Origin of the sequence: Pseudomonas arsenicoxydans (genome assembly GCF_006438915.1) — a bacterium.
GTDB lineage: Bacteria > Pseudomonadota > Gammaproteobacteria > Pseudomonadales > Pseudomonadaceae > Aquipseudomonas > Aquipseudomonas arsenicoxydans_A.
Genome location: NZ_RCZE01000004.1, coordinates 303,755 through 319,185 on the forward strand (window position 1 = coordinate 303,755; position 15,431 = coordinate 319,185).

Annotated in this window: 18 protein-coding genes; 6 read left to right on the forward strand and 12 right to left on the reverse strand. The window is 60.1% G+C overall.

All coding sequences use genetic code 11. The features are described 5' to 3' along the window. Positions 1-108 precede the first annotated feature (108 nt). Positions 109-1,005 (reverse strand): LysR family transcriptional regulator, encoded by an 897-nt coding sequence (locus EAH78_RS10460; protein WP_140667474.1) that lies wholly within the window; start codon positions 1,003-1,005, stop codon positions 109-111. Positions 1,006-1,125: 120 nt separating this feature from the next. On the opposite strand from EAH78_RS10460, the gene EAH78_RS10465 reads away from it, so the two are divergent. Next, positions 1,126-1,884, forward strand: coding sequence for an SDR family NAD(P)-dependent oxidoreductase (locus EAH78_RS10465; RefSeq protein ID WP_140667475.1), 759 nt, complete (start codon positions 1,126-1,128; stop codon positions 1,882-1,884). 42 nt (positions 1,885-1,926) lie between these two features. On the opposite strand, the gene EAH78_RS10470 is transcribed toward EAH78_RS10465, so the two are convergent. Then, the gene (locus EAH78_RS10470; RefSeq protein WP_140667476.1) at positions 1,927-2,781 is read right to left on the reverse strand and encodes an NAD(P)H-binding protein; all 855 of its coding nucleotides are present in this window, start codon (positions 2,779-2,781) and stop codon (positions 1,927-1,929) included. Between the two features lie 113 nt (positions 2,782-2,894). On the opposite strand from EAH78_RS10470, the gene EAH78_RS10475 reads away from it, so the two are divergent. Beyond that, on the forward strand, positions 2,895-3,806 hold the full coding sequence (locus EAH78_RS10475) for a LysR family transcriptional regulator (protein WP_140667477.1): 912 nt from the start codon (positions 2,895-2,897) through the stop codon (positions 3,804-3,806). On the opposite strand, the gene EAH78_RS10480 is transcribed toward EAH78_RS10475, so the two are convergent. Continuing rightward, the gene (locus EAH78_RS10480) at positions 3,784-4,230 is read right to left on the reverse strand and encodes a multidrug/biocide efflux PACE transporter (RefSeq protein ID WP_140667478.1); all 447 of its coding nucleotides are present in this window, start codon (positions 4,228-4,230) and stop codon (positions 3,784-3,786) included. The two genes, EAH78_RS10475 and EAH78_RS10480, sit on opposite strands and share 23 nt — an antisense overlap. Positions 4,231-4,320: 90 nt before the next feature. On the opposite strand from EAH78_RS10480, the gene EAH78_RS10485 reads away from it, so the two are divergent. After that, the gene (locus EAH78_RS10485) at positions 4,321-5,175 is read left to right on the forward strand and encodes a LysR family transcriptional regulator (protein WP_140667479.1); all 855 of its coding nucleotides are present in this window, start codon (positions 4,321-4,323) and stop codon (positions 5,173-5,175) included. A 109-nt stretch (positions 5,176-5,284) separates the two neighbouring features. On the opposite strand, the gene EAH78_RS10490 is transcribed toward EAH78_RS10485, so the two are convergent. From EAH78_RS10490 to EAH78_RS10505, 4 genes are all read right to left on the reverse strand, one after another. Then, a complete protein-coding gene (locus EAH78_RS10490; RefSeq protein ID WP_140667480.1) occupies positions 5,285-6,520 on the reverse strand; it encodes an RNA polymerase sigma factor in 1,236 nt (411 codons plus the stop codon). Then, positions 6,520-7,011 (reverse strand): SRPBCC family protein, encoded by a 492-nt coding sequence (locus EAH78_RS10495; RefSeq protein ID WP_140667481.1) that lies wholly within the window; start codon positions 7,009-7,011, stop codon positions 6,520-6,522. The genes EAH78_RS10490 and EAH78_RS10495 overlap by 1 nt, the downstream gene beginning before the upstream one ends. A gap of 28 nt (positions 7,012-7,039) precedes the next feature. Then, a complete protein-coding gene (locus tag EAH78_RS10500) occupies positions 7,040-7,384 on the reverse strand; it encodes a YciI family protein (protein ID WP_140667482.1) in 345 nt (114 codons plus the stop codon). Positions 7,385-7,451: 67 nt separating this feature from the next. Continuing rightward, positions 7,452-7,877 (reverse strand): YybH family protein, encoded by a 426-nt coding sequence (locus EAH78_RS10505; protein ID WP_140667483.1) that lies wholly within the window; start codon positions 7,875-7,877, stop codon positions 7,452-7,454. 140 nt (positions 7,878-8,017) lie between these two features. On the opposite strand from EAH78_RS10505, the gene EAH78_RS10510 reads away from it, so the two are divergent. Next, complete coding sequence (locus EAH78_RS10510) at positions 8,018-8,503, forward strand: GNAT family N-acetyltransferase (protein WP_140667484.1); 486 nt, start codon at positions 8,018-8,020, stop codon at positions 8,501-8,503. Between the two features lie 134 nt (positions 8,504-8,637). Here the strand turns inward: EAH78_RS10510 and EAH78_RS10520 are convergent, their stop codons facing one another. The 3 genes from EAH78_RS10520 to EAH78_RS10530 form a co-directional block, all read right to left on the reverse strand. Then, a complete protein-coding gene (locus EAH78_RS10520) occupies positions 8,638-9,126 on the reverse strand; it encodes a GNAT family N-acetyltransferase (protein ID WP_140667485.1) in 489 nt (162 codons plus the stop codon). Positions 9,127-9,441: 315 nt separating this feature from the next. Continuing rightward, positions 9,442-9,927: a GyrI-like domain-containing protein gene (locus EAH78_RS10525; protein ID WP_140667486.1), complete on the reverse strand. Its 486-nt coding sequence runs from the start codon at positions 9,925-9,927 to the stop codon at positions 9,442-9,444. Positions 9,928-9,994: 67 nt separating this feature from the next. Then, a complete protein-coding gene (locus EAH78_RS10530) occupies positions 9,995-10,657 on the reverse strand; it encodes a LysE family translocator (RefSeq protein ID WP_140667487.1) in 663 nt (220 codons plus the stop codon). Between the two features lie 139 nt (positions 10,658-10,796). On the opposite strand from EAH78_RS10530, the gene alaC reads away from it, so the two are divergent. After that, entirely contained in the window at positions 10,797-12,014 is a 1,218-nt protein-coding gene (alaC, locus tag EAH78_RS10535) for an alanine transaminase (RefSeq protein ID WP_140667488.1), read from the forward strand. A gap of 147 nt (positions 12,015-12,161) precedes the next feature. Here the strand turns inward: alaC and EAH78_RS10540 are convergent, their stop codons facing one another. Continuing rightward, positions 12,162-13,514, reverse strand: coding sequence for a GntP family permease (locus EAH78_RS10540; RefSeq protein ID WP_140667489.1), 1,353 nt, complete (start codon positions 13,512-13,514; stop codon positions 12,162-12,164). A gap of 82 nt (positions 13,515-13,596) precedes the next feature. Then, positions 13,597-14,130 (reverse strand): gluconokinase, encoded by a 534-nt coding sequence (locus EAH78_RS10545; RefSeq protein WP_123432898.1) that lies wholly within the window; start codon positions 14,128-14,130, stop codon positions 13,597-13,599. Between the two features lie 214 nt (positions 14,131-14,344). Here EAH78_RS10545 and EAH78_RS10550 point away from each other — a divergent pair, with 214 nt between their 5' ends. Continuing rightward, positions 14,345-15,376: a LacI family DNA-binding transcriptional regulator gene (locus EAH78_RS10550; RefSeq protein WP_140667490.1), complete on the forward strand. Its 1,032-nt coding sequence runs from the start codon at positions 14,345-14,347 to the stop codon at positions 15,374-15,376. Positions 15,377-15,431: the final 55 nt, after the last annotated feature.

The following is a 15,431-nucleotide window of genomic DNA, read 5'->3' on the forward strand; positions in this document are numbered from 1 at the left end:
TGGGAGCGGGCTTGCTCACGAATGCGGTGTGTCATTCAGCATTTTTGTCGACTGACACACCGCATTCGCGAGCAAGCCCGCTCCCACATTTTTGACCGTGTTTGCCCTTCAGGTTGTGGACTGGATCAGTGCTGCCAGCCAGTCCATAAACGCTCTGACCCGCAACGGCAAATGCCGTTGCCGGGCATAGAGCAGCGACACCTCCATCGACGGCGCACTGAACTGCGGTAACACCGCCACCAGATCCCCGCGCTGCATTTGCGACTGCATGCCCTTGATCGGCGCCTGAATCAGCCCGAATCCCCCCAGACACGCCAACTCATACGCATCGGTGCTGTTCACCGTAATGCTGCCCGCCATCGGCAGTTGCCGCTGCTTGCCGTCCACTTCATACAAAAACCCATCCGAGCGCGAACCCAGTACGCCGACGTAATGGACCATCCGGTGCTGCGCCAGGTCCTCAAGCGTTTCCGGAACCCCATAGCGCTGCAAATACGCCGGGCTCGCGCAATTGACCATGGCAAAATCGCACACACGACGAGCGACCACCGACTGATCCGGTGGCGCCCCCACCCGCAACACACAATCAAAGCCCTCCCGGAGCACATCGACGCGGCGGTCCGTGGTGCTGATTTCGAGTTCCAGATGGGGGTGCCGCGCCATGAATTCCGGCAACTGCGGCATCACCACGCGGCGGGCCAGGAAGTTGGGCATGTCGATGCGAATCCGCCCGACCAGCGAAGCCGGATCCTGGCGGAACAGCCCCTCAATGTCGTCCATGTGCGACAGCAAATCCTTGCTGCGTTCATACAACACCACGCCGTCCTGAGTCGCCTGCACCTTGCGCGTGGTGCGTTGCAGCAACCGCGTGCCGAGCAGCTTTTCCAGGGCCTGGACGTGTTCTGAAACGGTGGACCTGGGCAACCCCAGACTCTCGCCGGCAAGGGTAAAACTCGACATTTCAGTGACACGAACGAAGGTGCGCAGCAGTTCCAGCTTGTTCATGGGCCGCCCTTTATTGTTCGAATAAACCGAGCAGTGATTCCGATTTCAGTTTGTTTATCACTTCGGGGCGGATAAATACACTTCCTCCACACCGCAACCCACTGCTCTGGAGCACGCCCCATGACCACAAAAATCGCACTGATCACTGGCGCCAGCCGCGGCCTTGGCAAAAACGCAGCGCTGCATCTGGCCGCCCAAGGCGTCGACATCATCGGCACCTATAACAGCAAGGCCGACGAGGCCCAGGCACTGGTCGAGGAGATCGAACGCCTCGGCGCCCGGGCGGTGATGCTGCAACTCGATGTCAGCCAAAGCGAACGTTTCGAAGATTTCGCCAGCCAGGTGGCTGAGATATTACTCAGCCGTTTTGATCGCCAGCACTTCGACTTCCTGCTCAACAACGCCGGCATCGGCCTGATGGCGCACTTCGTCGACACCACCGTCGCCCAGTTCGACCTGCTGATGAACATCCATTTGAAGGGACCGTTCTTCCTGACCCAGAACCTGCTGCCGCTGATGGCCGACGGCGGGCGCATCCTCAACGTTTCCAGCGGCCTGACCCGTTTCGCCTTGCCGGGTTATGGCGCCTACGCCGCGATGAAAGGCGCGATGGAAGTGCTGACGCGTTATCAAGCCAAAGAGCTCGGTGCTCGCGGTATCAGCGTGAATACCTTGGCGCCGGGGGCTATTGAAACTGATTTCGGCGGCGGCACCGTGCGCGACAACAGCGACGTCAACGCCTACGTCGCCAGCAACACCGCGCTGGGTCGCGTCGGCCAACCGGACGACATCGGCGCCGCGATTGCACTGCTGCTGGCGCCGGGCGGTCAGTGGATCAATGGCCAGCGCGTTGAAGCGTCGGGCGGGATGTTTTTGTAATACAGGGGAATGAAAAAACGGGCTGATCATCAGCCCGTTTTTTTAGTGCCGGGCAACAAGTCCCTGCAACACCGTCAGCAGTTCCACCCGGCCCTTGCGCGACTCGCCTTCGAACTCGATCCAGCCTTCGTTGAAGCCATCAATCATCTGCATTCGTGGCAGCGGATGGCGCATGCCCTGATGCTCGAACAACGCCTGCCAGGTCTCGCGCGGTACGCTTTGCATGCGCACGGGTTCGCCCAAAAGTTCGCTGAAACCGGCACCCAGTTGCAACGGCGTGATGCGTTGCGGGCCTTCCAGCTCGACGATTCGTTTGCTTTGCCACGACTCCTGCAGCAGCTCGGCGGCCACCCGCCCGACGTCGGCGGTGGCGATCATCGGCACCGGTTTATCCAGCGGTTGCAGGAAACTTGGAATCATCCCCGAGCCCATTGCGTGTTCGACGTCCCACTGAGTGTTCTCCATGAACCACGCCGGGCGCAAGAACGTGACGGGCAGTTCCAGCGCGGTTAACGCCTGCTCCAGCAGTTGTAACTGATTGAGCAGGTTCGGCTGAGTGGCCTGGGCGCCGATGGTCGACAGGCACACCACATGACCGGGGCGTGCGGCGGCCAATGCCCGACGTATGTTGTCCGTCACTTGGCGGGCTTCCGGGAAACCGGGGGACGGATCAAAGTTCGACGGCATCATCACAAACACACCGTCCACGCCGGTAAAGGCCTGGGCCATGGCCTGCCAATCATCGACATCGGCCAACGCCAGTTCACAACCACGCTGCGCCCACACCGCGCCTTTGTCGGCGCTGCGCACCACGGCGCGTACTGCATGGCCGGCGGCCAACAAGGTTTGGGCGACTTCGCCACCCACCTGCCCGGTAATGCCCATCACTGCGTACATGAACTGCTCTCCTGCCCGAAAACGACGACTGTCGCGATGGGGAGAATTTTCCGCGCAATAGCGAGATTCTCCGATAGCATCAATGTCATTGCATACATGATCAGGAATCATCAATGAGCTTCGATGCCAGTCTTGCCAGCGGCATGGGCGTATTCAGCGCGGTGGTCGATGGCGGCAGTTTCGTGCGCGCCGCCGAAGCGCTGGAGCTGACGCCATCGGGCGTGAGCCGCGCCATCGCCCGGCTGGAAAAACGCTTGGGCATTCGCCTGTTCGATCGCACCACCCGTACCGTCACCCTGACCGATGAGGGCCGGCGCTTCTACGGCGAAATCGCGCCGCTGCTGGCCAGTCTCGAAGAAGCGGCCAACTCGGCGTCCAGCAGCGCCACCCAGGTCCGGGGACGCCTGCGAGTCAACATGGACCCGTACTTTTCCCGTTTGATTCTGGGCCCGGCGCTCGGCCAGTTCATGCAGCGCTATCCCGAGTTGTACCTGGAGCTGCAAACTCGCGATCAATTGGGTGACATGGTGGCCGACGGCTTTGATCTGGCCGTGCGCTTCGGGCATCCGGCCTCCTCCTCATTGGTGGCGCGCCAATTGTTGGAGGTGCGGGTGCTGACCGTCGCCTCACCGGCCTATCTGAAAAAGCATGGGCGGCCGTTGACGCCATTGGACATGGAGGACGAGCGGCACGTGTGCATGCAGTTTCGCGATCCGCAAACCGCTCGCCCGTTCGGCTGGGAATTCCATCGACCGGGACGGCCGGTGTTGCAGGTACAGCCGCATTGCCGATTGCTGGTGAATGATGTCGGCACGCTGCACAGCGTTTGTGAAAGTGGCGAGGCCATCGCCCAGGTGCTGGACCTGGGGATGGCGCCGGCCTTGAAAGCGGGCCGTCTGGTCGAGTTGTTTCCCGACTGGCCCGATGAACGTTTCCCGCTGTATGCCTTGTACCCTTCACGGCACTTGCCGGCGGCCAAAGTGCGGGCATTTCTCGAGTTTGTCAGTGAGCTTTGCGCACAGTAGCCCGGCCGATCAGCATCCGCTCCCGCACCACGTCATACACCCAGTGGTAAATGTAGGTATAGGGCAGGAAGAACAGCAGCACACCGATGTCGAGCAGGAACGCTTCCCACAGGCCGATGTTCAGCCACCAGGCAATCAGCGGCACACCGACCGCGACCAGACCGCCTTCAAACAGCAGCGCATGAACCACCCGGACCCAGGCGGTGTGAGCCATCTGGTAGCGCTTGAGCACGCGGTCGAACAGGCCGTTGAAGACCACGTTCCAGGCCAGGGCCAGGGCCGCGATGGCCATGGTCACGACGCCCATGTCGAGCATCGGTTTGTCCATGATCCAGGCCAGCAACGGGGTACAGATCAGGATGGCCAGCAGTTCGAAACCAACGGCCTGGAAAATACGTTCAGTGATGGATTTGTTGGCGCTCATGGCCAGACTCCTCTGAGTGACTGTGGTTGCCATGTTCCTGCATCACACCGATACTTCATAACCAATAACCATCGATCAAGGCGATAGTTCATGGCTTCTCACGAAGTGTTGCTGGCGTTTGTCCAGGCAGCGACCCAAGGCTCTTTTTCCGCAGCGGCGCGCAAACTGGGGCGCAGCCAGTCGACCATCAGCGCGGCGGTGGCCAGTCTGGAAATCGATTTGAACCTGGTGCTGTTCGATCGCAGCAGTCGCAAACCCAGCCTGACCCCGGCCGGGCACGTGATGCTGCAACGGGCCGAGGAGATACTGGCCGCTACCAGTCGCCTGGAAATGACCGCCAGTCAGTTGTCACAAGGCGTTGAGCCGAAACTGACCGTGGCGATTTCCGACACCTATCAATCCGACCGCTTCGAAGCGGCGCTGAGTGCGTTCGAGCAGCGTTATCCAGATCTGGAGTTTGAGTGCCTGATTGCCGAATGCGATGACTTGATTGCGCTGGTGCAACGGGGTCGGGCGCAGGTGGCGTTTGCCGAAATGCAGGACAGCTATCCACCGGATCTGGTGAGTTCGACAGTTGAGGAACGCACGGAAATTGCGCTGTTCGTCTCCCCGATGCATCCGTTGGCGGCGCTCGATCATATCGATCAGGACGTTCTGCGACAGCACCGGGAATTGCGTTTGGCGACCATCGTCAATCCGTATGAAAGCCGGGCGAAGGGGCGCGTGTGGTCGGCGCCGAGTTATCTGATGCTGCTGGAAATGGCCCAAGGCGGATTTGGCTGGGCGCCGTTGCCGCGGTGGTTGGTGGAGCGGTTTGGTCCGGGTTCGTTGCAGGAACTCAACGTGCGCGGTTGGCCGAAACCGGTGTTTGTCGATGCGCTGTGGTCGCGCCAGCATCCGCCGGGGCCGGCGGGGAGCTGGTTGTTAAGCAAGATGCTGGAATAGCGGCGCCCCCTTCGCGAGCAAGCCCGCTCCCACATTAGATCGAGTTGCACAGACAGATGCGGTCAAGTGTGGGAGCGGGCTTGCTCGCGAAGGGGCCGGCAAGATCACATCACTTCAAAGCCTTGATCCGCGCTTCAAGAAACCGCCGCTCCGGCACTTGCTGCGTTAACTCCAGCGCTCGCTCATACGCCGCCCGCGCCTCCTCCACCCTGCCCAACTGCCGGCAAAACTCCGCCCGCGCCGAGTGCGCCAAGTGGTAATCGAGCAATTCACCCCGGTCCAGAATCGCCTCAACCAACGTCAACCCCGCCAACGGCCCATCGCGCCGGGAGATCGCTGCCGCCCGATTCAACTCGATCACCGGCGACGGCACCACCCGCAACAACAAGTCATACAGACCGACAATCTGCAGCCAGTCGGTGTCTTGCGGTGTCGCCGCTTCGGCATGCACCGCCGCAATGGCCGCTTGCAGGCAATAAGGCCCGAAACGCTGCTGGGTCAGCGCCTGCTCGACCAAAGCGCAACCTTCGGCAATCATCCCGGCGTCCCACAATGAGCGGTCCTGCTCATCCAGCAGGATCAACTCGCCGGTCGCCGACGTCCGGGCCTGGCGCCGTGACGCGTGCAGCAACATCATCGCCAGCAAGCCCATGACCTCCGGCTCCGGCAGCAGCTCCAGCAGCAATCGCCCCAGCCGGATCGCCTCGCGCGTCAGGTCTTCGCGCGTGACTTCAGCACCGATGGACGCCGAATAACCTTCGTTGAACACCAGGTAAATCACCCGCAGCACGCTGTCGAGGCGTTCGGGCAATTCCGCCAGCGTCGGCACTTGATAAGGGATTTTCGCATCACGGATTTTCGCCTTCGCCCGCACGATGCGCTGGGCAATGGTGGCCGGCGCCGACAGGAACGCCCGGGCGATTTCTTCTGTGGTCAGGTCGCAGACTTCACGCAAGGTCAGTGGCACTTGGGCGTCGGAGGCGAGTGCCGGGTGACAGCAGGTGAAGATCAGGCGCAAGCGATCGTCTTCCACGTCTTCGTCACTCCAGTCGGCCTGCTCCAGCGCCTCCAGTTGCGCGATCAGCATTGGTTGCGAGGCAATAAAACGCGCGCGCCGACGCAAGGCATCGATGGCCTTGAAGCGTCCGGTGGACACCAGCCAGGCGCGCGGATTGTTCGGCACGCCGTCACGCTGCCAGCGTTCGACGGCGATGAAAAAAGCCTCGTGCAGGGCCTCTTCGGCGAGGTCGAAATCGCCAAGCAAACGGATCAGCGTCGCCAGGATCCGCCGCGAGTCTTCGCGGTAAACCTGCTCGACCCGGGCCTGCACCGCCTCGCCAGGCATCAGTCCGGCATGCCTTCGGTCACCAGCGCTTCCAGCCGATCAAGGCTTTGCCCCCAGCCGTCATGAAAGCCCATGTCTTCGTGGGCCTTGTAATCCTCTTTTGACCAATGCATGGCGCGCGCGGTGTAGAGGGTTTTGCCGTCCCGCTCCTCAAGCGTCACTTCGGCCGCCATGAACGGTTTGCCCGAGGGAATCCAGCCAGGGATAAACGCGTCGGTGAACACCAGACGCTCAGGCGCGACGATCTCCAGAAACACACCCATGGTCGGGTATTCACTGCCATCCGGGGCGCGCATCAGGGTGCGAAACTGGCCGCCGACCCACAGGTCCATTTCGCACTCTGGCGTGGTCATGCCGTGTGGCCCCCACCATTGGGCGAGCAAGGCCGGCTCGGTCCAGGCGCGGAAGATTTTCTGGCGCGGCGCATCGATCAGGCGGCTGATGGATAACTCGAACTCGGCAGACTTTTTTTCAGCAGATTGCAGGCTCATGCAAAACTCCTTTTTTTGTCATTGTTATTCAGACATTCAACTGGCGAACGGGGCGCACCTCGACACAGCCGACCCGGGCCGCCGGAATGTTGCCGGCGACCTGGAGCGCTTCATTGAGGTCCTTGGCATCGATCAGGTAGAAGCCGGCCAGCTGCTCCTTGGTTTCGGCAAACGGACCGTCGGTGATCGACATCTTGCCGTTACGCATGCGAACGGTGGTGGCGGTCTGCACCGACTCCAGCGCCTCGGCCGCGAGCATCCGGCCGCCACTCTGGATCGACTCGGCGTAGGCCATGCACTCGGCATCGTTCGGGCTCTCGGGCAGCGAGTGCAAGGTGTGCTCGTTGCTGTAGACCAGGCATAGGTATTTCATGTGGCTCTCCTGAATCGAACGGATCAACTATGGCTGCAGATTGACGCGTTGGCGAAATTCCCGACGATCAGGGCTGCAGATTGAACACCGCAGCGCCACTGGCCATGTCAAACGGGGCCGACCAGTGTTCATGGACAATCCGCCATTGCCCGGCGTCGCGACGATAGCAAGCGGTCACGCGCATCCAGCAGGCCTGGGTTTCGCCCTTCTCGTTGGTGCCGCCGCAATGGGCCAGCCAATGAGCGAAGGCGATGTGCTCGTCCGCCACGATGTTCATGTGACCGAAGTCAAATTTATGCGGGCCCTGGCACATTTCCATGCACTCCAGCCAATGCGCGCGGTAGGCGGCCTTGCCGCGGAATTGCAAGGCCTTGACCGCGTCGTAGGAGACGATGTCCTCGGCATACAGGGCCAGGATTTTGTCGACATCCTTGGAGATGACGGCCTGGCGGTAAGTGTCGATCAGGGTCTCGATTTCGTGAGTGGCGCTCATGGTGGTTCTCCGTGGTTTTTGTGGTGAAGACACCTTTAGTCGTTCGGCAAAAAGCCAAATCGACAGCCGAAATAAAAATAATCCATCGGCGCAAACTCGCTAGAATCCGAGGCTCATTCATGTGGGAAAAGGACACTCCAGTGACAGCCCGACTCGTGCCTTACGAAAGCCTGAACGCGCGCCAGCGCCAGCAGGTCGAGGCCATCGAAGTTCACCAGGAACAAATCAGGTTCAGCGGCGACATTCACGGTGCATTGCACACCTTGCTGTCCAAACCCGGCCCCGGCGTCAAAGGTTTTGCACTGCTGGTCGAGGACGCTCCGGTGGCCTTCCTGCTGCTCAAGCGCCCGCCCGTGTTACCGGCCTGGGCCGATGAACACAGCGCCACTTTGCATGCGTTGCAAGTGGATCAGCGCGCTCAGGGAAAAGGCTATGGCAAGGCTTGCCTGCAAGCGCTGCCCAAGGTGGCGCGCCAGGCGTTTCCGGAAATAAAGGGGCTGGAATTATCGGTGGATGCGGACAACGAGTCGGCCATCGCGCTGTATGCGAAGTTCGGCTGGGTGGATAGCGGCGAGGCCTACAAGGGCCGGATTGGGTATGAGCGGCGGATGGGTCTGGTGTTCTGAATCTCTACTGACCCAACACCAAACAAATGTGGGAGCGGGCTTGCTCGCGAAGGCGGTGTGTCAGTCAACTATGATGTCGACTGTCACACCGCCTTCGCGAGCAAGCCCGCTCCCACAAGGGATATTCGGTGGATTTATAAGTCGAGCACCATCTCATGCCACGCCATCCCGCCATGATCAGACGCTGAAGGCTTGACGTAGGCAAAACCAAACCCGGCATACAGCGGAATATGCCGTTCCTTGCACATGAGGTGAATATGGGTCTTGCCCAAAGCGCGCATCCGCTCAATGAATTCGCCCATCAACCGTTTCGCCAGCCCCAGCCCCTGATAGTCCGGGTGCACCACCACCGACATGATCACCACATGCGGGCCGGCCGGGTCGTGGCCGATCAGTTCCTTGAACGCTTCATCCGACATCTCCACCTGAAACGCCGCACCGGAATTGATGAAACCGGCTACCACGCCGTCGACTTCAGCCACGATGAAACCCTCGGGCCAAGTGGCAATGCGCGTGGCGATTTTCTCGCGGGTGGCCGCCTCGTCACCTTCGTAGGCGACGGTTTCGATGGCGTAGCAGCGGTCCAGGTCAGTGGCGGTGACGTTGCGAATGAGGGTGTTCATGGCGGCTCGGAATCAGCGTGGGAAAGGCTGCGAATCATAGATCAATAAGGTGTTCATATCGATCACTGCCGGCGCCGTAAAGCCTGCGTATAGACGCTTTCATTGCTCGAAGGTTCGGATTATTGATGGAGCCGGTCACAGCACATCAGTAGGGGGAACACACCATGAGCAGCGTTCAGATCGGTCTTCTTATGTTGTTGGGCATCAGCACGTTTGGCTTCATCACCTTGTCGATCGACCTGATGCGGGCGCGCCGGGTGAAGCAAGGTAAATAACCCGACGAGAGGCGGACACGCCATCCGCCTCTCGCGGTGTTCACGGCTTGATCGGCAGCCAGATTTCCAGCACGCCGGTGTTGAGTTTCGGGTTGAAGTCTTCGCTGTAGCGTTCGAATTCCGGGGCGTCCACCGCTTCTTTACCGGACTGCGGCAACCAGGTTTTCCAGATGTACTGAAAGGTCTGGGGCAAAGTGTCCAGCGATCCTGTGTGTTCGAATACCGCGTAGTGCTGGGGTTGAACCTCGACCCAGCGGTACTTTTCTGGCAGGTCGTCGAGTTTGTCGATTTCGACGCCGGCGATGTATTCAAATCCGCCCTTGCCATCCGGGTTGCAGCAGATGCCGTAGGTCACTTCGCCTTTTTGACCGGGAATCTGGCCAATCTCGGGAGTGAATTTTTCCCAGAGATCGGGAATTTTCTTCGAGGTTTCCTGGGTAAATCGCCCCCCAAACCCTGCGATGAGCAGGAAGTGCCCGTGTTCGAAGCGGGGCTCGGCTGGTTTTACGCCTGTTTGCTCATCCATGGCTCAACTCCTGAGGCTTAAAAATGGGTTCGGCTGGGAGTATAGAAGCCAAACCCGATTCGCCCAGTTACAGGGCGTGCAACTGTTCCACGGCCGCCGCGCCGACAAACTCGTTGTAACCCGATAGGATCACGTAGACCGCGAAATAGCAGAAGATCGCCGCCGATGCCATGTACGAGTAGCGCAGCAGTTTGTCACCCAGCAACTTGCCGCCGTGGCTCGCGGCAAAGCACAAACCCGCGCTCCACAGCAGACCGGCACAAAGGAATCCACCCAGAAACAGCACCGAGCTTAGGGCACCACCGCCCCCGGAACGAGCGATCAACGTGCCGCCCACTGCCGCGAACCACAAGATGGCGCTGGGCGAGGACATGGCGAGGAAGATCCCGCGGAAAAATTCCTTGCGATGGGAGTTCTGCCCCACCTCTTCGGCTTGCGCCAAAGCCGCTTCGTGGTGAATCGCCGAATAGATCATCTTCGCCGCGAAATAGATCAGCAACGCCGAACCGCCGATCCACAGCACCCAGCGCACGGTTTCGTATTGCAGCAAAACGGTCATGCCCGCCAGCGCCAGCACCGCGTAGATCAGGTCGCCGACGCAGGTCCCCAAGCCCAGGGCAAAGCCCTGAAAATAGCCGCGTTGCATGGCCAGGGTGATCATCGCGATGTTGGCCACGCCGATATCCAGGCACAACGAAAGGCTCAGCAAGAAGCCGCTGCTAAATTCCATCAACCGATTTCCTTCGGAAAAAAATGTTTACTCACTGGCTGGACAGTGTGCCACGACTGCCCTTATCTTCCGCAACAGGCCACCGCAGTGGCCAGCGTCGCTCGGACGGTTCCGGGCGCTCACGTTATCCGAGGCAACAATGGCTAACCCAGGTTCGCCGCGCCGCTTTGCGCGCATAGATCGACTCCCCCCTTACGTATTCAACATCACTGCCGAGCTGAAGATGGCCGCCCGTCGTCGTGGCGAAGACATCATCGACTTCAGCATGGGCAACCCTGATGGCCCGACCCCGCCGCACATCGTCGAAAAACTGGTGACCGTCGCCCAGCGCGAAGACACTCACGGTTACTCGACGTCCAAAGGCATTCCGCGCCTGCGCCGGGCGATTTCCAACTGGTACAAGGATCGCTACCAGGTCGACATCGACCCGGAAACCGAAGCGATTGTCACCATCGGCTCAAAGGAAGGCCTGGCGCATTTGATGCTGGCGACCCTGGATCAGGGCGATACCGTGCTGGTGCCGAACCCGAGTTACCCGATTCACATCTACGGTGCCGTGATTGCCGGTGCCCAAGTGCGTTCTGTGCCGCTGATTCCGGGCGTGGATTTCTTCGCCGAACTGGAACGGGCGATTCGCGGCTCGATCCCGAAACCGAAAATGATGATTCTCGGCTTCCCGTCCAACCCTACCGCGCAATGCGTGGAGCTGGATTTCTTCGAACGGGTGATCGCCCTCGCCAAGCAGTACGACGTACTCGTGGTGCACGACCTGGCTTACGCCGACATCGTCTATGACGGCTGGAAAGCCCCGTCGATCATGCAAGTGCCGGGTGCCAAGGACATTGCGGTGGAGTTTTTCACCCTGTCCAAGAGCTACAACATGGCGGGCTGGCGGATCGGCTTCATGGTCGGCAACCCGGAACTGGTCAACGCCCTGGCGCGGATCAAGAGTTACCACGACTACGGCACCTTCACCCCGCTGCAAGTCGCGGCGATTGCGGCGTTGGAAGGCGATCAGCAGTGCGTCAAAGACATCGCCGAGCAGTATCGGCAGCGGCGTAACGTGCTGGTCAAAGGCCTGCATGAATTGGGCTGGATGGTCGAAAACCCGAAAGCGGCGATGTACGTCTGGGCCAAAATTCCTGAGGCGTATGCGCACCTGGGTTCGCTGGAGTTCGCCAAGAAACTGCTGGCCGAGGCCAAGGTGTGTGTTTCGCCGGGTGTGGGGTTTGGTGAGTACGGGGATGATCATGTGCGCTTCGCGCTGATCGAAAACCAGGACCGGATTCGTCAGGCGGTGCGCGGGATTCGGGGGATGTTTCGGGCGGATGGGCTAGTCGCCAAATCTAACGCCTGACACATAACACTGTGGGAGCGGGCTTGCTCGCGAAGGCGGACTAACATTCAACATCTGCTTTGAATGTTGAGTCCTCTTCGCGAGCAAGCCCGCTCCCACATTTGTTTCGGGGTGATCACAAGAGTTGTGTCACCACCTGTGTTTTGCTTAAACGAACATCGACAGCAGCAGGATAAAGCCCAGCGCAACCACGGACAGGATGGTTTCCATCGCGGTCCAGGTCTTGAAGGTTTCTGCCACGGTCATGTTGAAGTACTGCTTCACCAGCCAGAAACCCGCGTCGTTGACGTGAGACAGGACCAACGAACCGGCACCGGTAGCCAACACCAGCAGCTCACGGTTCACACCCGGAATCATCCCCACCACCGGCACCACAATGCCCGCGCCAGTAATGGTTGCCACAGTGGCTGAACCGGTTGCGATACGAATCACCGCCGCCACCAGCCACGCCAGGAGGATCGGTGAGATCTGTGCGTTCACCGCCATGTGGCCGATCACGTCACCCACGCCGCTGGTCACCAGCATCTGCTTGAAGCCACCACCGGCACCGATGATCAGAATGATCGCGGCAGTCGGCGCGAGGCTCGAATCGAGCCATTTCAGAATGCGTTTCGAGTCGATGCCCTGACGGTGACCGAAGGTGTACAGCGACAACAGCAGCGCCAACAGCAACGCCGAGATCGGGTGACCGATCAGGTCCATGAAGGAGCGGGCGAAATTGCCATCCGGCAGCACCACGTCGGCAAAGGTCTTGAGCAACATCAGGAACACTGGCAGCAGCACAGTGATCAGCGTGATGCTGAAGCTTGGCAGGTCGGCCGATTCCGGCTCGCGCGCCAGTTGATCCACCAGTTCCTGGTTAGGATGGCCGGGGATGTACTTGGCAATGAACGTACCGAAGATCGGGCCGGCAATGATGGCCGTTGGCAGCGCCACAATCAGACCGTACAGAATGGTTTTACCGATGTCGGCACCGAACACGCCGATGGCCAGCAACGGACCCGGGTGCGGCGGAACCAGACCGTGCACGGCGGACAGACCGGCCAGCAGCGGGATACCGATCTTGATGATCGACACGCCGGTGCGGCGCGCCACGATGAACACCAGCGGAATCAGCAGCACGAAACCGATTTCGAAGAACAGCGGAATGCCGACCAGGAAGGCCGCGAACATCATCGCCCACTGCACTTTGTCTTTGCCGAACGCGCGAATCAGCGTCTGGGCAATCTGATCCGCCCCGCCCGACTCGGCCATCATTTTGCCGAGCATGGTGCCCAGCGCGAGGATGATCCCGACAAAACCGAGCACCCCACCGAAGCCATCCTGGAACGCTTTGATAACGGTGCCGATCGGCATGCCGGAGGTCAGCCCGAGAAAGGCTGCGGCAATGATCAGGGCAATGAACGGGTGGAATTTGAACTTGGTAATCAGGAATATAAGCCCGATCACCGTGACCACTGCATCGAGCAGCAGGAACGTCTCGTGGGACATGCCAAACATTAGGGGTGTCTCCTGGTTGTTGTTGTTATTAAAGCGGGTAATTCGCGAGCCATCAGGACAGCGCTATCTTTTTTGGCAACACTCATACGGCCTGTTTCAGGCCGTGTGCCTGCCACCAGACGTGCGCCTGCGACGCCAGTTGCTCGACGCTGTGGGTCGATGCATCCAGCGCCAGGGTCAAAGGCTCGCCCACGGGGGATTCGAGAGTGGCGAACTGGCTGTCAATCAGGGTCGATGGCATGAAGTGGCCCGGCCGATGCGACACACGCTCGGCGGCGACTTCAGGGGTCAACTCAAGGAACACGAAGCCCAGGCCCGGCAAGGCGCTGCGCAGCACTTCGCGGTAACTGTGTTTGAGGGCCGAGCAAGTCAGCACCGGGCGTTCGCCCTTGGCATCGACGCGGCGCAGTTCATCGCACAGGCTGTCGAGCCAGCCGGCACGGTCCTGGTCGTTCAGGGGGATACCCGCGCTCATCTTTTCGATATTGGCGGCAGGGTGGAAAGTATCGCCTTCAATGGCAGTGGCGCCGCTGAGCTGGCACAAGGCCTCGCTGACGCATGTCTTGCCGCAACCGGCAACGCCCATGATGACCAGGGCGGTGATGGGATGATTCATGTAACACCTCAGCGCGCAGACAGCGCTACCTTTGAAAGCTATGACACTCGATCAAAAGTAGAAGTTGCCGACGCCTTCTTGTCATTTTTGTGGGTTGCAGCATTGTTGTCCCAGCGCCAAAAAGCGAGGTTCAGGCAAAACTCGCTTACGCATTTGCAGCTGCTTCGGGACAGCGCTACCTTAGTGCCTTGAATTTTGTTTGGCAAGCCGCCCGATGACCTCCCCTAAAAACGATAAAAATACCCGCACCACTGGCCGCCCTACCCTCAATGAAGTGGCTCGACTGGCCGGGGTCAGTCCGATTACCGCCTCCCGTGCGTTGCGTGGCGTTAGCACCGTGGCCACCGAACTGGTGGAAAAAGTCCAGAAAGCCGCGCTTGAACTCAACTACGTGGTCAATCCCGCCGCCCGCGCCCTGGCCTCGGCGCAGAGCCATTCGGTGGTGGTTTTGGTGCCGTCACTGTCCAACTTGTTGTTCATCGACACGCTGGAGGCCATTCATCAGGTGCTTCGCCCCAAGGGCTTCGAAGTGCTGATCGGCAACTTCCACTACTCGCGCGATGAAGAAGAAAACCTGCTGCGCAACTACATGGCCTATCAGCCTCGCGGCTTGCTGCTGACCGGTTTCGACCGCACTGAAAGTTCGCGGCGGATGATTGAAGCCAGCAACATTCCCTGCGTGTACATGATGGAACTGGACAGCGCGGCGGGCGTGAATTGCGTGGGCTTCTCACAATTGGCCGCAGGCGAAACAGCGGCTGAACATTTGCTGTCCCGTGGGCGCAAGCGCCTGGCCTACATCGGCGCGCAGCTGGACCAGCGCACCTTGCTGCGCGGCGAAGGGTTTCGCAAAGCGCTGCAAAAGGCCGGTTTGTATGACCCGGATCTGGAAGTGCTGACCCCGCGTGCGTCATCCGTGGGCTTGGGCGGTGAACTGTTTCTGCAACTGCTGGCCAGTCATCCCGATGTCGATGCGATCTTCTTCGGCAACGACGACCTGGCCCAGGGCGCACTGCTCGAAGCCATGCGCCATGGCATCAAGGTCCCGCAACAAGTCGCCATCCTCGGCTTCAACGACCTGCCCGCCTCGGCGCACATGGTGCCGCGTCTGAGCAGCATCAATACACCGCGCGAGGCGATTGGGCGGCGCTCGGCGGAGTTGATGTTGACATTGCTGGCGGGGAATTCAGTGGCTAAACCGGTGCAGGACATGGGGTTTGAACTGAAAATCCGGGAAAGCACGTAACCCCCTTGTAGGAGTGAGCCTGCTCGCGATGGCGGAGTGTCAGTCAACAGAGATT

What these genes read in the sequence shown, in the direction of transcription:
- EAH78_RS10480 (WP_140667478.1), bottom strand. Translation starts at nt 4,230, where the DNA reads ATGAGCGCCAACAAATCCATCACTGAACGTATTTTCCAGGCCGTTGGT.
- EAH78_RS10475 (WP_140667477.1), top strand. Translation starts at nt 2,895, where the DNA reads ATGAGCTTCGATGCCAGTCTTGCCAGCGGCATGGGCGTATTCAGCGCG.
- alaC (WP_140667488.1), top strand. Translation starts at nt 10,797, where the DNA reads ATGGCTAACCCAGGTTCGCCGCGCCGCTTTGCGCGCATAGATCGACTC.
- EAH78_RS10500 (WP_140667482.1), bottom strand. Translation starts at nt 7,384, where the DNA reads ATGAAATACCTATGCCTGGTCTACAGCAACGAGCACACCTTGCACTCG.
- EAH78_RS10550 (WP_140667490.1), top strand. Translation starts at nt 14,345, where the DNA reads ATGACCTCCCCTAAAAACGATAAAAATACCCGCACCACTGGCCGCCCT.
- EAH78_RS10520 (WP_140667485.1), bottom strand. Translation starts at nt 9,126, where the DNA reads ATGAACACCCTCATTCGCAACGTCACCGCCACTGACCTGGACCGCTGC.
- EAH78_RS10490 (WP_140667480.1), bottom strand. Translation starts at nt 6,520, where the DNA reads ATGCCTGGCGAGGCGGTGCAGGCCCGGGTCGAGCAGGTTTACCGCGAA.
- EAH78_RS10470 (WP_140667476.1), bottom strand. Translation starts at nt 2,781, where the DNA reads ATGTACGCAGTGATGGGCATTACCGGGCAGGTGGGTGGCGAAGTCGCC.
- EAH78_RS10460 (WP_140667474.1), bottom strand. Translation starts at nt 1,005, where the DNA reads ATGAACAAGCTGGAACTGCTGCGCACCTTCGTTCGTGTCACTGAAATG.
- EAH78_RS10525 (WP_140667486.1), bottom strand. Translation starts at nt 9,927, where the DNA reads ATGGATGAGCAAACAGGCGTAAAACCAGCCGAGCCCCGCTTCGAACAC.
- EAH78_RS10505 (WP_140667483.1), bottom strand. Translation starts at nt 7,877, where the DNA reads ATGAGCGCCACTCACGAAATCGAGACCCTGATCGACACTTACCGCCAG.
- EAH78_RS10530 (WP_140667487.1), bottom strand. Translation starts at nt 10,657, where the DNA reads ATGGAATTTAGCAGCGGCTTCTTGCTGAGCCTTTCGTTGTGCCTGGAT.
- EAH78_RS10485 (WP_140667479.1), top strand. Translation starts at nt 4,321, where the DNA reads ATGGCTTCTCACGAAGTGTTGCTGGCGTTTGTCCAGGCAGCGACCCAA.
- EAH78_RS10495 (WP_140667481.1), bottom strand. Translation starts at nt 7,011, where the DNA reads ATGAGCCTGCAATCTGCTGAAAAAAAGTCTGCCGAGTTCGAGTTATCC.
- EAH78_RS10465 (WP_140667475.1), top strand. Translation starts at nt 1,126, where the DNA reads ATGACCACAAAAATCGCACTGATCACTGGCGCCAGCCGCGGCCTTGGC.
- EAH78_RS10545 (WP_123432898.1), bottom strand. Translation starts at nt 14,130, where the DNA reads ATGAATCATCCCATCACCGCCCTGGTCATCATGGGCGTTGCCGGTTGC.
- EAH78_RS10540 (WP_140667489.1), bottom strand. Translation starts at nt 13,514, where the DNA reads ATGTTTGGCATGTCCCACGAGACGTTCCTGCTGCTCGATGCAGTGGTC.